Here is a 15,373-nt window from a genome sequence, read left to right as displayed (position 1 = left end):
CCTTAAATCCACAACTTCTTGAAGTCACGACCGCCGAAGATCAGGTTGACCATCGCGCGGGTCACCATGATGGCCGTGAACATCGAGGTAAAGATCCCGAGGGACATGGTCACTGCGAAGCCTTTGACTGGACCTGTGCCCATCGCAAAGAGAATCCCGCCGACCAACAACGTTGTCAGGTTGGCGTCGAGAATCGCGGTGAATGCCCGGCCGAAGCCTTCGTTGATTGCCCGCTGCACGGTCATGCCCGCCGCGATCTCTTCACGAATCCGCGAGAAGATCAGGACGTTGGCGTCGACCGCCATACCCATGGTCAACACGATACCGGCGATACCCGGCAGGGTCAGCGTTGCACCCAGCAGCGACATCAGGGCCAGCAGCAACACCATGTTCACCGCCAGCGCGACGGTGGCGATGATGCCGAAGAAGCGGTAGATGGCGATGATGAACAGCGAGACAAACAGCATGCCCCACAGCGATGCATCGATACCCTTGACGATGTTGTCGGCACCCAGGCTCGGGCCAATTGTGCGCTCTTCAGCGAAGTACATCGGTGCAGCCAGACCACCGGCACGCAGCAACAGCGCCAGTTCGGACGACTCGCCCTGACCGTTCAGGCCAGTGATGCGGAATTGAGCACCCAGCGGCGACTGGATGGTCGCCAGGCTGATGATCTTCTTCTCTTCCTTGAAGGTTTGAACCGGTACGTCTTTCTCGACGCCGTTAACCACTTGCTTGACGTAAGTGGTAACCGGACGCTGCTCGATGAAGATTACCGCCATGCTGCGACCGACGTTGCTGCGCGTTGCGCGGCTCATCAGTTCGCCACCGTGGCCATCCAGACGGATGTTCACTTCTGGCGTGCCGTGCTCGCCGAAGCCAGCCTTGGCGTCAGTCACCTGGTCACCAGTGATGATCAGGCCACGCTCGATCTGTGCCGGAGGACGGTTGCCTTCACGGAACTCGAACGTCTCGGAAGTGGCTTTCGAAGCGCCAGGCTCTGCAGCCAGACGGAATTCAAGGTTGGCCGTCTTGCCGAGGATACGCTTGGCTTCTGCGGTGTCCTGCACGCCCGGCAGCTCAACCACGATGCGGTTGGCGCCCTGACGCTGAACGATCGGTTCGGCAACACCCAGCTCGTTGACGCGGTTACGGACCGTGGTCAAGTTCTGCTTGATGGAGTATTCGCGGATTTCCGCCAGCTTCGCCGGGGTCATCGCCAGACGCAGCACCGCCTGACCATTCAGGTCGGCCGGCACAATGTCGAAATCGTTGAAGTTCTTGCGGATCAGTGCACGGGCCTGTTCGCGGGAAGCTTCATCAGCGAAGCCCAGCTGGATGGCACCGTTGAGTTGCGGCAGGCTGCGATAGCGCAGTTTCTCTTTACGCAACAGGCTCTTTACATCGCCTTCGTACACTTTCAAGCGTGCGTCGAGGGCTTTGTCCATGTCCACTTCCAGCAGGAAGTGCACACCACCGGACAAGTCCAGACCCAGCTTCATCGGGTGCGCGCCGAGGCTGCGCAGCCACTGCGGAGTGGTTTGTGCCAGGTTCAGTGCAACGACGTAGTCATCACCCAATGCCTTGCGCACGACGTCTTTGGCCGGCAGCTGGTCTTCAGCCTTGGTCAGACGAATCAGACCGCCCTTGCCGTTGGCCGCCAGCGTGGCTGCCTTGACGTTGATCCCGGATTCCTTGAGCGCAGCGCTCACACGATCCAGATCAGCCTGATTGACTTGCAGCGCAGTGCTTGCGCCGCTGACCTGAATGGCCGGGTCATCAGGATATAAATTGGGAGCGGAATAAATCAGACCGACCGCCAGCACCGCCAGGATCAGAATGTATTTCCACAGAGGGTATTTGTTCAGCATCACGCCGCCCGCTTATGACGCGGGGCGCCTTGCGCGCCCCGTCGATTGAGTAGAAGTTGAAACTTAGATCGCTTTCAGCGTGCCTTTTGGCAGCGTGGCGGCAATAGCGCCTTTCTGGAACTTCATTTCGACGGTGTCGGAAACTTCCAGAACCACGAAATCATCAGCCACTTTAGTGATCTTGCCGGCGATGCCGCCGGTGGTCACAACTTCGTCGCCTTTCTGCAGGCTGCTCAGCAGGTTCTTCTGCTCTTTGGCGCGCTTGGCCTGTGGACGCCAGATCATCAGGTAGAAGATGACCAGGAAACCGACAAGGAAAATCCACTCAAAACCGCCACCCATAGGGCCGGCAGCGGCCGGTGCAGCAGCGTCAGCCATGGCATTCGAGATAAAAAAGCTCATTTAGCACTCCAGTTGCAAATGTTGAATCTTGGGGTCAGAAAACTCAGTCCAAAGGCGGAACAGGTAACCCGCGTTTGGCGTAGAAGGCATCGACAAAGGCGGCCAATGTACCCTGTTGAATAGCCTCGCGCAAACCAGCCATAAGCACTTGATAATGACGCAAGTTATGGATGGTATTGAGCATGCTTCCCAGCATTTCGCCGCACTTGTCCAGGTGATGCAGATAAGCGCGGGAGAAGTTCTGGCAGGTATAGCAATCGCAGGTCGGATCGAGCGGCGAATCATCATGGCGATGGAACGCGTTACGGATCTTCAGCACACCAGTATCAATGAACAGATGCCCATTGCGGGCATTACGGGTTGGCATCACGCAATCGAACATGTCCACACCGCGGCGCACACCCTCAACCAGATCTTCCGGTTTGCCAACGCCCATAAGGTAACGAGGTTTGTCAGCCGGCATCTGGCCCGGCAGGTAATCCAGCACCTTGATCATCTCGTGCTTCGGCTCGCCTACAGACAAGCCGCCGATGGCCAGGCCATCGAAACCGATCTGGTCGAGGCCTTCCAGCGAACGCATGCGCAAATCCTGGTGCATGCCACCCTGAACGATGCCGAACAGCGCCGCAGTGTTGTCGCCGTGGGCTTCTTTCGAACGCTTGGCCCAGCGCAACGACAGCTCCATCGACACGCGAGCAACGTCTTCATCGGCCGGGTACGGCGTGCATTCGTCGAAAATCATCACGATGTCCGAGCCCAGGTCACGCTGGACCTGCATCGACTCTTCCGGCCCCATGAACACTTTGGCGCCATCCACCGGAGAGGCGAAGGTCACGCCCTCCTCCTTGATCTTGCGCATCGCGCCCAGGCTGAACACCTGGAAACCGCCGGAGTCGGTCAGAATCGGGCCTTTCCACTGCATGAAATCGTGCAGGTCGCCGTGCTTCTTGATCACTTCGGTGCCCGGACGCAGCCACAAGTGGAAGGTGTTGCCCAGAATGATTTCCGCGCCGGTCGCGACGATATCCCGCGGCAGCATGCCCTTGACGGTGCCGTACGTGCCCACCGGCATGAAGGCCGGGGTCTCGACGGTACCGCGCGGGAAGGTCAAACGACCGCGACGAGCCTTGCCGTCGGTAGCAAGCAACTCAAACGACATACGACTTTGGCGACTCATTCTTTGTCCTCAGGGCCACGTGGTGCGGGGTTACGGGTGATAAACATCGCATCACCGTAGCTGAAAAAGCGGTACTCATGCTCCACGGCGGCTTTATAGGCGGCCATGGCTTCGGGATAACCGGCGAACGCCGAAACCAGCATCAACAGCGTGGATTCGGGCAAATGAAAGTTGGTGACCAGGGCATCGACCACATGAAACGGCCGGCCCGGGTAGATAAAGATGTCCGTGTCGCCACTGAACGGCTTGAGCACGCCATCGCGCGCGGCACTTTCCAGGGAACGCACGCTGGTGGTCCCCACGGCCACCACGCGACCACCGCGAGCACGGCAAGCGGCGACGGCATCGACCACGTCCTGGCCGACTTCCAGCCACTCGGTGTGCATGTGGTGATCTTCGATCTTCTCGACCCGCACCGGCTGGAACGTGCCCGCGCCCACGTGCAAAGTCACGAACGCCGTCTCGACGCCCTTGGCGGCAATCGCCTCCATCAGCGGCTGATCGAAATGCAGCCCCGCCGTCGGCGCCGCCACCGCGCCCAGGCGCTCGGCGTACACCGTCTGATAACGCTCGCGGTCCGAGCCTTCATCCGGGCGGTCTATATAAGGAGGCAACGGCATGTGCCCGACACGGTCGAGCAGCGGCAACACCTCTTCGCTAAACCCCAGCTCGAACAACGCATCGTGACGCGCCAGCATCTCGGCCTCGCCACCGCCGTCGATGAGGATCTTCGAACCCGGTTTCGGCGACTTGCTGGAGCGTACATGGGCCAGCACGCGATGGCTGTCCAGCACCCGCTCCACCAGAATTTCCAGCTTGCCGCCGGAAGCCTTCTGGCCAAACAGCCGCGCCGGAATCACCCGGGTATTGTTGAACACCATCAAATCGCCCGGGCGCAAATGCTCAAGCAAATCAGTGAATTGACGGTGTGCCAGGGCGCCGCTGACCCCATCAAGGGTCAACAGGCGACTGTTGCGACGCTCGGCCAAAGGGTGGCGAGCAATCAGCGAATCAGGGAGTTCGAAAGTAAAGTCAGCAACGCGCATGATGGGGTTCGTCTAGCAGGGCCCGGAAGTCTAGCGGAAATAGTGAAAATTCTCCATGTACCTGATTGACCGACGGTTATCTCATCTCTATACTTCGCCGCCATTGAGCCCTGATGGCGGAATTGGTAGACGCGGCGGATTCAAAATCCGTTTTCGAAAGGAGTGGGAGTTCGAGTCTCCCTCGGGGCACCAAAATTAAGAAAGGTCTTGCTTTGCAAGGCCTTTTTTTTCGCCTGCGATAAAGTGGTCGGCACCCCGCCAGCCTGTAGGAGCTGCCGAAGGCTGCGATCTTTTGATCTTGCTTTTCAACGCCACAATCCGAAACCGCTCGGCTTACGAATCAAGGATTCACACAATGGAATTGCCACTGGAAACCGTTGCCCTTTTCGCCCTCAAGCTGGCTTATGAGACGGAAGGTGGAAGTCCGATTTTGCGGGACGATCCGATCATGAGCGACTATGAGCGGGAGGTATTCGGCTTGCTAGTGCGCAGGGGCGATGTCGACGCGATCCAGTTCAGAGTGGCGCACTGCGTGAGTTTGGCGATGGAAGCTTTAGGCGGTGTTGATACGCCACTGGGGCGTGAGTTGCACAGGTTGGCAGATGATTTCAGCAATGCGCGGGCGATGGAGCAGCTTGAAGAGCCGCTAATCGCGCTCAAGGATTATCTGAAAGACATTCAATGAAGGAGCCCGAATTTGTAAACGCTGCTGTAACACCTATATGGCTTGTAACACCCGACGCACGTGACAGATGAACGGTGTGTAACACCAACAAAATCTTGTAAATTCAATTAGTTAACATCGTTCGTAACACCCGCAACACCTGTAACACGTCTTTTCGCCCCCCCCACACCCCATCGGTGATAGCGCCGCCAGCGAAAGCAATGCTGGCTTGGTATCGACTAATGCAGCATTCGAACGCTGGGTTGCCGAACGCCAGGATGCTTTGGAGGTGCCTTCTGCCAACAACGAACAGGCAAGATGCACGACGGGCATCGACACCTCCTGGGACCCTGGGGATGTTCGGTGGGTACGGGGTCGGAAACCCGCGGGACTGTGCTAGCGAAAAGGTACCCATCTTAGTGAACAGGTGAACCGGGTGAACTCACAGTTCACCAGTGCAATTGGGTAATTGCACAGACTTGCCCACCCATTTGCATTCGACCTGACCAGTCATTTGCATCGGATTTGACCAGTGCGAGCCGTCGACATGACCGGTAGAGAACGACCCATAGCAGCGGTCTGAGCTGGCATCGGTTAAGATCCTCAACGTCTTTTCGACAATGCCGACTTTAAACGAGGGAGTTCCATGACAAGGATGGCCGCTGTTTTCACTTTACTGAGTTGTATGGCTTCGGCCTCGGCATTGGGGGCGTCTAGTTGTCCGTTCCCAGAGGGGATGCAGGCGTCTATCGGCGCATCGAAGCAGGTCATCGAGGCCAGACACGCCGGTGTCGCTAAGGATGATCTGCTCACCAGGATGTCGCCAGGGCTCAACGGGCAGATGTCCCAGCTGTTAAACAATATCGTCGACGAGGTTTACGATCATCCGGCTCTGCTACCCGAGGTGTATGCGGCCTATCGGTTCGAGCACTGCTTTGTTTCGCAGCAACACGCTGAGCAGGTGGCGGCCATGAAGTTTGCCGATGCCTATCCGCTGCTGAAGAAATGCGAACAGTTGGACCCAGAAGGGACCCGACCTCCTTGTGCAATGCGCGTAGTGCATACGGTGACCGGAATTCCCGAGTAAACCATCCGGCGCAATCGATTCATTGACGTGTTAAGTCCTTAGCCAATCTGTTGCGTCGACCGGTTGAATCCACAACCCCAAGCGGACGGTTCACAGAAAGTGTAAAGCGAATTTTGCGCGCTTTTTACTGAGGCACTAGCTCCGACCACAAAATACTGCGCCCGATCCCCCTCATTAGCGTTCCGTAGTCTTCAAACTTACCGACGTTGACTTCCTCTTGTCTTTTCCAGGTCGCTTCACATTCCTCACAGACCCACAGCAAGATATTCGTAGAGCGGATACGCATAGCGCGGACTGAACCTTGACCGCATCTTTTGCACTCAACCGGCATTCTAATAATCTCGACTTATTTTCCGACGCAAACCAGACCGAAGTGTCCGCCTTTGGCCGTTCTCTGCCAATCAGCAACACAAAGGGGCATCTTTACCATCGCGGTAACGATGCCACTTTTTCGTCAGGATCCTTTCAATTTCAACGTTGAAATTTCAGTAAGGTGGGATGTCTGTCGCTAGCAAGATGTCGCGGGTTTCCGACCCCGTATCCTCAGGATATCGTCAGGGTCCCCAGCGCCTTTTTCTGTAACCCACCCGAGATCTCAGATGAGTAACCTCCAGAAGCTAATCGCAGATGCCCTGTCCGGCTTATCTTTTCAGGAAAAAATCTCTGATGACGGTTGGCAGGCAATCGCTAAGCAATGTGGCGCCCCCGAAATCGAAGAGATCGAACAGTGTATTGCCAGGTTACGTGCAGAGCTGGAAACGGTTGAGGAGTGGGACGGAGATACCCAAGATGACATACATCTCGCGATTTCCAGCTTTACCCGATTACTGAGGTCCGCGAAAGCACGGTAACGTTGCTGGCAGCGACAGAACCACAAGGATTCAACATGAATAAATTCCTCGTAGGATTCACCTACCACGAGCCAGAACGGTGGGCCTTGTTTCAAAAAGGCATCATTGAAGACTGCGAGTCATCCACAGGTATTTACGTCGTGGCCTCCACTGCTGGTGAAGCAATTGCATGGGCAGAGCGTATTGCTGAGGAACTCCTGCGGGCATCCAACTCAGACCCTAAGCTTGACTGGAAGTCGTTGGGTTACGAGTGCTGGGTCGTGGACGATCCGAGCGACTCCGACTGGAGTCATTGCCTCGCCTTTTTTCAATCCGTCGAGGTCGGCGTTTTCCCAGATTTTGTGAATATGGGTGCGAGCGCGTACGAAAAGTGGGCCGAGGACCATGGGATTTTTCCTACTTAATCCTGCAAGCCCCGCTAAAGCCTTCGTTCAACAGCTGATTTCCCCAGCAGCGCATACCTTCAGTTGGAATATGTATGACCCCAGAATGGATCGGTCGCGGCAAAACCGTCGCACAGTTGATACAAGAACTTCGCTCTTTCGAGGATCAGAGTCTGGAGGTCCGCATTTCTATTGATGGGGGCGAATCCTCACAGCCTATTTCACTTGTTACGAAGATAGGAGGATATGCCGTGCTCGAGAATCACCAGGACACGCCCACAATCGTGAATGTCTGAGTTTGGCACTGAACGCCGTTGGCGGTGTTGATACAGTCCTGGGGCTCGAGCTGCATAGGTTGGCGGCAGATTTCAGCGCTGCGCAATCGATCGAGCAGCTTCAGCCACCTCTCATCCCGCTCAAGGATTATTTGAAAGATATTCAATGAATGATTCGGCGCGCATACCGAGCATATCCTCGCAGCTGTAATGTTCTTTCCGACGCGTCGCGCATATAAGTGGACAGTGGGTGTTGTATTGACGCTAGTAAAAGCAATGACGCCAACAAAGACTATTACTGCCAAGACGCTGTTGCGTTTTACAAAGACGCCTTTGAAGGACAACCCAACAGCAAGGTTGAAGAGAACATCAAGCGCTCAGCCTATGGAGCGATGAAGGTTGAGATAGGCGTCAAGCTCCGCGCGACCGCCCTCGAACGCATCGATCAGAAAACGCCAAAGATGAATGAAATTCTTACATTCATGCTTAGCAATATCGGGATGACGCTGATTTGCATAGTGGGCATCATCGCAATGCTGGCCACTGTATTTACCACCTACCGCCTGTCGCATCCGAGCCAGCCTTAAGGGTTAAAGAAGGGGAGAATTTTGTTTTCCAAGATTTACGTCCCGGATCGAATTTATCCAGCCCCAACGAACGTGCATCCCTATATTTATTCCTAAATATCAAACCATTTGGAGACCTCAGTTTGTATCGAAAACTTTAGTCTTCCACGGACACTAAAGTTAAGAGAGGTCTTGCTTCGCAGGGCCTTTTTTCCCAGGTCGGGAGGTTTGGGGACGATTCGTTCGAGGTTGCACGAAGGGAATCTGCGCGTTACCCTCCCACCGTCGCTGCCAATTCAGCGACCGGGTGTGAGAGCCCGAAACAATCAAGGCGCAAAGCGCCCCAAAACCTGTCGTGGCGTTTTTTTTCGCCTGCGATATGGCTTTATGGCGGCTGTGCGTGGGAGACCTTCGGGTCTACCGGTTGCCTTGATTGCCGGTTTCTCACCCCGCGCACGGCTGTCACCCAAGCCCGTGAGAAGGCTCGTGGCAGCTCCTCAAATCAAGGACGTTGACCCATGAACAGAACAAATCCGTACAAAATTTGGCTTTCCCCTCTACGCAATTCCCAATCGCGTAACGCCCTCCCCCACCACCTCTCCCTCATCGGAGGTGGCCAATGACCAATCAACCCGAACTCACAACCATCGGCCTCACCCCCGCCATCTACTGCGGCGATCAAGCACTGTTCCATGTCACCCGCAACGTGCCCGTCGGCGATGCGTTGGCCATGGCTTCGGATTTTCTGTTTCTCGCCAAGGCGCTGACCAAGGATGCGGCTTATGCCAAGGACACGGATTACCACGCCTGGGCTGCACATTATTTGACGGCGATGAGTAAGGCGGTGATGGATGATGTGGCGAAGGCGATGACGCGGGATCGGGATAATGAGGTGGCGAATAAGCGGGCGGAGGGGATGGCTGAGGGGTAGCGAGCAGAAGGGCCTCACTCTGCCTGGCGTTTGAAACTATGTAGGCACTTGCTCGCGAAGATTGCGGCCATTCTGCGGGAATGGTGGTTGGCTTTCGTTTTTCGCGAGCGAGCTCGCTCCTACAGGGGTTGCGGGGAATTGACAGCGGCTGTCAGCCCCGAATTTTTTCGGGGCTTTTGATATCGAGCTCGGCGCGAAGCTCGCTCACGAGGCTAAGGCTTCAGGTCTGAAATTCGAACTAGAGACGGCTGACGATTTCCTTCCAGACATACCCGTAGTGATAACTCAGCCAGCGAACAAGCAGCTTATCGAATTGCCTGCGAAACCAATTGTTTTCCCTGGCTGCAAGTCTTTCTTCAATCATGGCGTTGAGCGCGTCAGGATCGAAACCTGTCCAGACCGATGGGACGGCCGATTCAATATTGGTAAAGCAAACAGGCGCGACTTCTGAGTAAAGAATTTCGTGTAGCGTCTGACGATCAACACCCTTCACCTGCTCTGCTATGTAGTCGTAATCGACCGGCGAGTCATTGAACGGATCCGAGAGTGCGGCTCTGATTTTGGTCAGTTCGGATCGACTCAAAAGATATCCCAATGCGAAAACTCCTCTAGCTCCTCATCGAGAGAATGGGCGACTGCTTCACCAGCCACACCCCCTGCAATGCTTCCCACCAAAACAACAGCAATTGCACAAATGGGAGCACCCGGACCACAGAGAGCGCTCACGCCAAGCCCCGCGAGCAAACCTCCCACTGCACCACTGCCCACTATGATGCCCTGCCGCGCGGTTTCCTTCGGTTTGTTATCAGCATTCAGGATTTGATAGGTCGCAAGGGCGGCGCTGACTAGAATTCCGAGCTTCCCCATCATGCGCATTTTTTGGGTGCCTTTCGTGAACGAGGCATCGTCCCGACCGGCCGCTTCCAGGATTGTGTAGTGGATTTTGGTTTGTTCTGTTGGCGAAAGGCTGTTGTATTTCTTTTTAAAGAGGCGCTCGGAGTAGCGATCGAACAGTGAGTCAAGCGTCCTGCCGTCGGGCTTCTTTTTTTGGACGATAGCCAGGCCTTGAGCGGATGTGAATTTGCGATGTTCCATCATGATCTTGTTTCTCAATTCATGACTGAACTGTACGCCTTCATGTGCAGTAATTATTCCTGCCTTGACGTCTGCCAATGCCTGCTGAGACATGCGCTTGATATTTTTCATGTAGCTGGCCCGGACCTTTTCGTCTGAGATAGCATCCAGCGAAAATCTGAGTGCTGTCCCCTCCATCAATTCCAGTGCTCTGTCGAGCGGAGAGTCCATCAACGCGTGCTCACGTTGAATGACATAGCTACCGGTGACAAGGTACGGCTCGGTCATAGGATGCTCCTTATCCCAATATTTTATTCAAAAGGCTTTCTGTAAGAGTCGAAGTGGCGGTAGTCGATCCCTCCTCGAACTTGAGCATCAAACAAACTTTCCCTGAGGGGCTATTAAATTTAACAGCGTTGTCCCTGTTAAATACGCCTGGAAGGGTTGATCCGTCCTCAAAATGCGCCGTGCACGATAAACCTTCGTAACTTTCGGTGGCAGGGATTTAGAAGCCGATCCAGCTAGCGCCAAGAACGAGAGGCACTGGGGGAAAAAATGGGCAGGCTGTATGAGAATCACCAATTATCACCGTCCCGGAACCACCAATGACAACACTGCCGTGGGTTCCGCCTGTATCAATCGTCGCGGCATTCTTGCCATTGATGAAAACAGTGGAGGACAGACCAGAGGACAATGCACTGCCACACGTACAGGTATCACCTTGGCGTGCAGCTGAGAGCCCATCGAAGAAAACGTCTGGCGATCCTGTCGCGATGGGATTGGTGCCGTGCCCCGGTAGCGGGCAACTTGAAGGGTCGGTTTTACGCGCGGCTGGCTTAGCCAAGATGACCTCCTGTCATTGGATCCTGATGTGGCAAATAACCTAACAGATTGCTGCGGCTGTTGCGTACCTCTCAGCGAGGAATGAGCCCCCTGGCCGGTAGCGCAAGATGTGTGCGCCACGGAAAGATATCGCAACGGTTTCCTCTTTGATGGCTGTCCTTCCCACCTGCAATATCACCGGCTCTGGTGCACTGAAGGGACATTCAGCGCCAGCAGACAACAACGAAAGTTTTTTCGGTATCGCAAGGATGTATCAATGCGGCAAATCGCTCTCAGCAACAATAAACTCAGAGGCATTCCCCGCCGCCTTCGCGCTTTGGAACGTTGGGCTGCCAGTTTTCGCGACGAGTTTTATCCGCGATCCGGGCGCATGGAGCGCTACACACATTGGAAGATTCCGGTGCACGAGGCTCTTGTTGAAGGCCCTCAAGCCAGGATCGAAGTTCAGGCCTTCTGTATCCAGCAACTGCTCGAAGCCGCTAGCCACCTGTCCAACGCGGCTGACCACTCACAGGGTTACTATCGGGTCGCTTGCCTGCTGACGTGGCCATGGGTCCATCAGAGCGAGGTCACCCTCTTCTATGACCGGGACTATTACATGGGTTTTCTCGGTAAAACCAACGCCCTCAAGCCAGATCGGATCAGCCTCGATCTTGCGTTGCACACGCCAGCGAATTTCATCGAGCATGGGCATGACGTCACTCAAGCAGACGATGAGGTCGCCGTTCAGTGGTGGTGCATTGGAGAACCGGCGTGAGGGCTTTCATCCTCGGTCTACTGCAGGGATCAATGATGTGGCTTGCGCCTAGGACACGGACCCCGAGTTAGTGGGGCTCTCAGATACGTAACGTTTGGCGACCAAATACCCGAGACAGCCCCCCGCCCTTGTAGTCAGATACGGCTATCGTTTGAATTGGCTGTGTAGGGGCATTTTCGGAAACGGTTATGACACCCAAATGGAATCACACATGGAAGCGCTGATTAATCCGGACCTGCTGCGATGGGCGAGGGAGCGTGCCTCCCTGAGCACGAGCGCCCTGGCCAAAAGTCTGGGTACGCAGGAAGACAACGTGTTGGCGTGGGAGCAAGGCACGAAAAGGCCCTCCTTCAACCAGGCCATGAATTACGCCCGGCAGACATACATCCCGTTTGGGTACCTTTACCTGCCTCAGCCGCCGGAGGAAAACCTTTCTCTGCCGGATCTCAGAACGATCAATGGCAGACGTAGCCGCGGATACAGTCTCGCCCTCATGGACACCATCAGGTGGGCGGCGGAACGACAGGAATGGTATCGCGACTACCTGATCAGCCAAGGCATCACAGAAAATAGCGTTGTCGGGAAGTTTTCGGTGAGTGACAGCTTCGAAGAAATCGTTGCGGACATTCGTGCAGTCTTAGGCTTATCCAACATACCCAAGCGCGGCGATTTTGAAGACTACTTTAAAAGTTTAGTCGGCAACATTGAAAGCACCGGGATACTTGTGATGCGCAATAGCGTTGTCAACAACAATACGAGCAGGCCATTGCTTGTTGAAGAATTTCGAGGCTTCGCAATCAGCGACAAATTGGCACCCGTCATTTTTATCAACACCGCCGATTGCCCCGAGGCAAGGCTGTTCACTTTAGCTCATGAGCTGTCTCATATCTGGTTAGGTCATTCTGGTGTGTCTGATGGTGACCCTGCGAACCATAGATCGGAGGAAATCCTGTGCAACGCAGTCGCAGCAGAGCTGTTAACGCCTGGCCGTGAATTCCTTTCCTTTTGGGATGCTGAGATCGAGTGGCAAGAAAACATTCCTCGTTTAACAAATATTTTCCATGTGAGCGGCTGGGTGATCGCCAGGAGAGCCCTGACTTTTAACCTCATAACGGCATTCGAATATGAAGCATTTGTTGCCAGAAAAATCACCGAGTACAAAGCTCGCGACAAAGATGGAGCCCCTCCCTACAACAGGCTGCAGACCGCCAGAGTTAGCAAAACGCTCGCCATAGCGGTGGCAAGTGAAGCGTTAAGCGGAAGAATGCTTTATCGAGACGCAGCACGTCTGATTGGTGTGAAGCCGCACAAACTCTCTGATTATTCTAAGAAGGAACTTGGATTTTGAGTTATCTGCTGGATGCGAACTCCTACATACAGGCGAAAAACACTCACTACCGCATGGTTTTCTGCCCCGGCTTCTGGGACTGGCTGGACAGCGCCTCTGATGCGGGGAAAATATCCAGCGTAACGTCGGTGTACAAGGAACTGGTTGACTATGGGGACGAATTATCGGAATGGGCGAAAGAAAGAACAAACCATTTCTTGTCGGTAAATGACGCCAGTACACAGATAACATTCGCGCAGATCGCTACGTTTGTCATGGACCTGCCGCTGCCTAAAAAAACAGAAAAAATACGCTTTCTTGAAGGCGCCGATCCATGGTTGATTGCTAAAGCCGGCGCAACTGGACAGACCGTTGTAACCCACGAAGTGTTGGTACCTCCAACAAGTCAGAAAATCAAAATCCCAAATATTTGCCAGCAGTTCAATGTGCCCTACATGAGCGCATTCGATCTGCTCGAAACACTTGATGCCAAACTCGTTCTTGGCACGCTGAGCTCAAATCCGTCGGCCTGACACCCGCTATCTACTGCGGCGATCAGGACCTGTACCCACAATGTCCCACTCGGCCATGCCGGTTTTGTGGTGAGTGAGCTGGCGCCTTCGCGGGCAAGCCCGCTCCCACAGGGATTTCGGGTATCTGAGGCCCGTTGTTGGCCCCGGGGTTTCGGGGCCTTTGGGTGCGCGGGTCAGAGCAGGTGCTGGGAGATCAGTTTTGAGATTTCCACCATCGACGTCCGGCCGGTGAATTCGAATTTCACTTTGCCCAGCGACGAGAAGTAGATTTCCAGTTCCGAATCCAGGTCGAAGGTGCCGGAGGTTTCTACCGAGTAGGCGACGATGTTTTTGTAGGGCAGCGAGGTGAAGTCTTTTTTGCTGCCGGTGAGGCCCTGGACGTTGACGGCGATGATGCGTTTGTTGGTGAAGACGACGCCGTCGCGCATGGATTTGTACGAGTCGATGACGTGCTCGCCGTCCAGCAGCAGTGCGCTGACGCGTTCTGCGTACTCTTCGTTTTGCTTGAGTTTGAAGAAGCCTTTGTTGTTGAAGTCGATCATCTGTCCATCCTCCGTTCGAAGAAAAATCCCTGCGGGTTACTTCAGCACCTTTACGACTCGAATGTTGATGGGAAATCCATCCTGTCCGGGCAGTTTTTTCCATCCCACGTACTGAAAAACCTCTTCCTCATCAATGTACTCGCCCCACTCCGCGGCTTTGCCGCCCAGCACAGCGACGTTCCTGTTAATGGCGCATCTGCCATCCGAAGGACCGACGGTGTAGATCACATAAGGTTCGACGTATTTCGCAGCGCGGAAATGGCGGCCGCAACCAGAGTCGACGCGGATCATCAAGGTCTTCAGATTTGCTTCACCATCCAGCTCGGCGTGCTGGTCGAGTTCCCCGATTTCGCCGACGTCGCTGAAGCCCAGAGAGCGAGCGCGCTCGTAATCCGAGGATTTCAGGTGTTGGGTCTGGGCTTGCTGGAGCTGCTGATCTACCTCCTCGCCGGTTTCAATACGGCCCTTGATCGCGAGCTCTTTCGCTTGGGGAAAGACGCTCTCACAGCGGGCGTAATCGGGGGAGCCGAGGTTTGCCTGGGGGAGGTTCTCGCGATGTACAGTAAAGGTCCGCAGGTAACTCTCGATAGTGGGCAAAGCATCCTTGGGCGTCTGGCGCCCGCTCTGCACCTCGGTCACTGCCCGCTGTAATTGCTGGCAATCGGCGAGGTAGGCCTTCCTGGCATACTCCGGGGATTCATCCCATTCGGCGGCGAGCGCCGGGGTCGTCACGACGGCGACGGCGATTGCGCAGAACAGGCGCGAGGTTCGAGCGACAGTGGGCATGTGTAGTCCGTTACATAGATGAAATAAGTGGCGCAACGCTACTGTTTTGCCGTCTTGCCGTCCACTGGCAGCGAAGGGGACAGAGCTTGTTTCCTGGGCTTTTCGCGAGCTCGCTCCTACAGGGGTTGTGTTTCTGATCCGTGTTTTGCGTGAATTGTTCTGGCGCTATCGCCAGCAGGCTGGCTCCCACAGGGATTTTGTGTGGTGGTTGGGGTTTGGGATTGGCCTTGAGGTATTGGGCTCGGGTGAATGGCTTTC

At 55.1% G+C, this 15,373-nt stretch carries 17 protein-coding genes, 1 tRNA gene and 1 pseudogene; 10 read left to right on the top strand and 9 right to left on the bottom strand.

Annotated features, from left to right (window positions below; all coding sequences use genetic code 11):
* Nucleotides 1-2: 2 nt before the first annotated feature.
* The 4 genes from secD to queA all read right to left on the bottom strand — a co-directional run bounded on the left by secD (nt 3) and on the right by queA (nt 4,496).
* A complete protein-coding gene (gene secD / locus ACM6IQ_RS17795; RefSeq protein WP_414879450.1) occupies nt 3-1,871 on the bottom strand; it encodes a protein translocase subunit SecD in 1,869 nt (622 codons plus the stop codon).
* A gap of 63 nt (nt 1,872-1,934) precedes the next feature.
* Complete coding sequence (gene yajC, locus ACM6IQ_RS17790; RefSeq protein WP_007916913.1) at nt 1,935-2,273, bottom strand: preprotein translocase subunit YajC; 339 nt, start codon at nt 2,271-2,273, stop codon at nt 1,935-1,937.
* Between the two features lie 43 nt (nt 2,274-2,316).
* Complete coding sequence (gene tgt, locus ACM6IQ_RS17785; RefSeq protein ID WP_162491076.1) at nt 2,317-3,432, bottom strand: tRNA guanosine(34) transglycosylase Tgt; 1,116 nt, start codon at nt 3,430-3,432, stop codon at nt 2,317-2,319.
* Between the two features lie 14 nt (nt 3,433-3,446).
* Nucleotides 3,447-4,496: a tRNA preQ1(34) S-adenosylmethionine ribosyltransferase-isomerase QueA gene (gene queA, locus ACM6IQ_RS17780; RefSeq protein ID WP_414879449.1), complete on the bottom strand. Its 1,050-nt coding sequence runs from the start codon at nt 4,494-4,496 to the stop codon at nt 3,447-3,449.
* A gap of 107 nt (nt 4,497-4,603) precedes the next feature.
* Between queA and ACM6IQ_RS17775 the strand changes: the two genes are divergently transcribed.
* The 7 genes from ACM6IQ_RS17775 to ACM6IQ_RS17745 all read left to right on the top strand — a co-directional run bounded on the left by ACM6IQ_RS17775 (nt 4,604) and on the right by ACM6IQ_RS17745 (nt 9,253).
* Nucleotides 4,604-4,688, top strand: a tRNA-Leu gene (locus ACM6IQ_RS17775).
* Between the two features lie 163 nt (nt 4,689-4,851).
* On the top strand, nt 4,852-5,181 hold the full coding sequence (locus ACM6IQ_RS17770) for a hypothetical protein (protein WP_253436850.1): 330 nt from the start codon (nt 4,852-4,854) through the stop codon (nt 5,179-5,181).
* A 625-nt stretch (nt 5,182-5,806) separates the two neighbouring features.
* Entirely contained in the window at nt 5,807-6,247 is a 441-nt protein-coding gene (locus tag ACM6IQ_RS17765; protein ID WP_414879448.1) for a hypothetical protein, read from the top strand.
* Nucleotides 6,248-6,846: 599 nt separating this feature from the next.
* The gene (locus tag ACM6IQ_RS17760) at nt 6,847-7,098 is read left to right on the top strand and encodes a hypothetical protein (RefSeq protein ID WP_414879447.1); all 252 of its coding nucleotides are present in this window, start codon (nt 6,847-6,849) and stop codon (nt 7,096-7,098) included.
* A 35-nt stretch (nt 7,099-7,133) separates the two neighbouring features.
* Nucleotides 7,134-7,502, top strand: a complete 369-nt coding sequence (locus ACM6IQ_RS17755; protein WP_414879446.1) for a hypothetical protein — start codon at nt 7,134-7,136, stop codon at nt 7,500-7,502.
* 493 nt (nt 7,503-7,995) lie between these two features.
* Entirely contained in the window at nt 7,996-8,343 is a 348-nt protein-coding gene (locus tag ACM6IQ_RS17750; protein ID WP_414879445.1) for a hypothetical protein, read from the top strand.
* A 598-nt stretch (nt 8,344-8,941) separates the two neighbouring features.
* Complete coding sequence (locus tag ACM6IQ_RS17745; RefSeq protein WP_414879444.1) at nt 8,942-9,253, top strand: DUF3077 domain-containing protein; 312 nt, start codon at nt 8,942-8,944, stop codon at nt 9,251-9,253.
* 238 nt (nt 9,254-9,491) lie between these two features.
* On the opposite strand, the gene ACM6IQ_RS17740 is transcribed toward ACM6IQ_RS17745, so the two are convergent.
* From ACM6IQ_RS17740 to ACM6IQ_RS17730, 3 genes and pseudogenes are all read right to left on the bottom strand, one after another.
* A complete protein-coding gene (locus ACM6IQ_RS17740) occupies nt 9,492-9,848 on the bottom strand; it encodes a hypothetical protein (protein WP_031319083.1) in 357 nt (118 codons plus the stop codon).
* Nucleotides 9,833-10,615: a hypothetical protein gene (locus ACM6IQ_RS17735; protein WP_414879443.1), complete on the bottom strand. Its 783-nt coding sequence runs from the start codon at nt 10,613-10,615 to the stop codon at nt 9,833-9,835. Before ACM6IQ_RS17735 ends, ACM6IQ_RS17740 begins: the two co-directional genes overlap by 16 nt.
* Before the next feature lie 10 nt (nt 10,616-10,625).
* A pseudogene (locus ACM6IQ_RS17730) lies at nt 10,626-11,171 on the bottom strand (PAAR domain-containing protein).
* Between the two features lie 255 nt (nt 11,172-11,426).
* Here ACM6IQ_RS17730 and ACM6IQ_RS17725 point away from each other — a divergent pair.
* The 3 genes from ACM6IQ_RS17725 (at nt 11,427) to ACM6IQ_RS17715 (ending at nt 13,787) form a co-directional block, all read left to right on the top strand.
* On the top strand, nt 11,427-11,927 hold the full coding sequence (locus tag ACM6IQ_RS17725) for a DUF3916 domain-containing protein (protein ID WP_414879442.1): 501 nt from the start codon (nt 11,427-11,429) through the stop codon (nt 11,925-11,927).
* A 211-nt stretch (nt 11,928-12,138) separates the two neighbouring features.
* Nucleotides 12,139-13,275: an ImmA/IrrE family metallo-endopeptidase gene (locus ACM6IQ_RS17720; RefSeq protein ID WP_414879441.1), complete on the top strand. Its 1,137-nt coding sequence runs from the start codon at nt 12,139-12,141 to the stop codon at nt 13,273-13,275.
* Nucleotides 13,272-13,787, top strand: coding sequence for a DUF4411 family protein (locus ACM6IQ_RS17715; RefSeq protein WP_414879440.1), 516 nt, complete (start codon nt 13,272-13,274; stop codon nt 13,785-13,787). Before ACM6IQ_RS17720 ends, ACM6IQ_RS17715 begins: the two co-directional genes overlap by 4 nt.
* Before the next feature lie 173 nt (nt 13,788-13,960).
* On the opposite strand, the gene ACM6IQ_RS17710 is transcribed toward ACM6IQ_RS17715, so the two are convergent.
* The gene (locus ACM6IQ_RS17710; RefSeq protein ID WP_017340333.1) at nt 13,961-14,329 is read right to left on the bottom strand and encodes a PH domain-containing protein; all 369 of its coding nucleotides are present in this window, start codon (nt 14,327-14,329) and stop codon (nt 13,961-13,963) included.
* Nucleotides 14,330-14,365: 36 nt separating this feature from the next.
* Nucleotides 14,366-15,115, bottom strand: a complete 750-nt coding sequence (locus ACM6IQ_RS17705) for a hypothetical protein (RefSeq protein ID WP_414879439.1) — start codon at nt 15,113-15,115, stop codon at nt 14,366-14,368.
* Nucleotides 15,116-15,373: the final 258 nt, after the last annotated feature.

Origin of the sequence: Pseudomonas sp. IT-P100 (assembly GCF_949767185.1) — a bacterium.
GTDB lineage: Bacteria > Pseudomonadota > Gammaproteobacteria > Pseudomonadales > Pseudomonadaceae > Aquipseudomonas > Aquipseudomonas fluorescens_B.
This window is presented reverse-complemented; position numbering and strand designations above follow the sequence as displayed.

What these genes read in the sequence shown, in the direction of transcription:
- secD (WP_414879450.1), bottom strand. Translation starts at nt 1,871, where the DNA reads ATGCTGAACAAATACCCTCTGTGGAAATACATTCTGATCCTGGCGGTG.
- yajC (WP_007916913.1), bottom strand. Translation starts at nt 2,273, where the DNA reads ATGAGCTTTTTTATCTCGAATGCCATGGCTGACGCTGCTGCACCGGCC.
- tgt (WP_162491076.1), bottom strand. Translation starts at nt 3,432, where the DNA reads ATGTCGTTTGAGTTGCTTGCTACCGACGGCAAGGCTCGTCGCGGTCGT.
- queA (WP_414879449.1), bottom strand. Translation starts at nt 4,496, where the DNA reads ATGCGCGTTGCTGACTTTACTTTCGAACTCCCTGATTCGCTGATTGCT.
- ACM6IQ_RS17770 (WP_253436850.1), top strand. Translation starts at nt 4,852, where the DNA reads ATGGAATTGCCACTGGAAACCGTTGCCCTTTTCGCCCTCAAGCTGGCT.
- ACM6IQ_RS17765 (WP_414879448.1), top strand. Translation starts at nt 5,807, where the DNA reads ATGACAAGGATGGCCGCTGTTTTCACTTTACTGAGTTGTATGGCTTCG.
- ACM6IQ_RS17760 (WP_414879447.1), top strand. Translation starts at nt 6,847, where the DNA reads ATGAGTAACCTCCAGAAGCTAATCGCAGATGCCCTGTCCGGCTTATCT.
- ACM6IQ_RS17755 (WP_414879446.1), top strand. Translation starts at nt 7,134, where the DNA reads ATGAATAAATTCCTCGTAGGATTCACCTACCACGAGCCAGAACGGTGG.
- ACM6IQ_RS17745 (WP_414879444.1), top strand. Translation starts at nt 8,942, where the DNA reads ATGACCAATCAACCCGAACTCACAACCATCGGCCTCACCCCCGCCATC.
- ACM6IQ_RS17735 (WP_414879443.1), bottom strand. Translation starts at nt 10,615, where the DNA reads ATGACCGAGCCGTACCTTGTCACCGGTAGCTATGTCATTCAACGTGAG.
- ACM6IQ_RS17725 (WP_414879442.1), top strand. Translation starts at nt 11,427, where the DNA reads ATGCGGCAAATCGCTCTCAGCAACAATAAACTCAGAGGCATTCCCCGC.
- ACM6IQ_RS17720 (WP_414879441.1), top strand. Translation starts at nt 12,139, where the DNA reads ATGGAAGCGCTGATTAATCCGGACCTGCTGCGATGGGCGAGGGAGCGT.
- ACM6IQ_RS17710 (WP_017340333.1), bottom strand. Translation starts at nt 14,329, where the DNA reads ATGATCGACTTCAACAACAAAGGCTTCTTCAAACTCAAGCAAAACGAA.
- ACM6IQ_RS17705 (WP_414879439.1), bottom strand. Translation starts at nt 15,115, where the DNA reads ATGCCCACTGTCGCTCGAACCTCGCGCCTGTTCTGCGCAATCGCCGTC.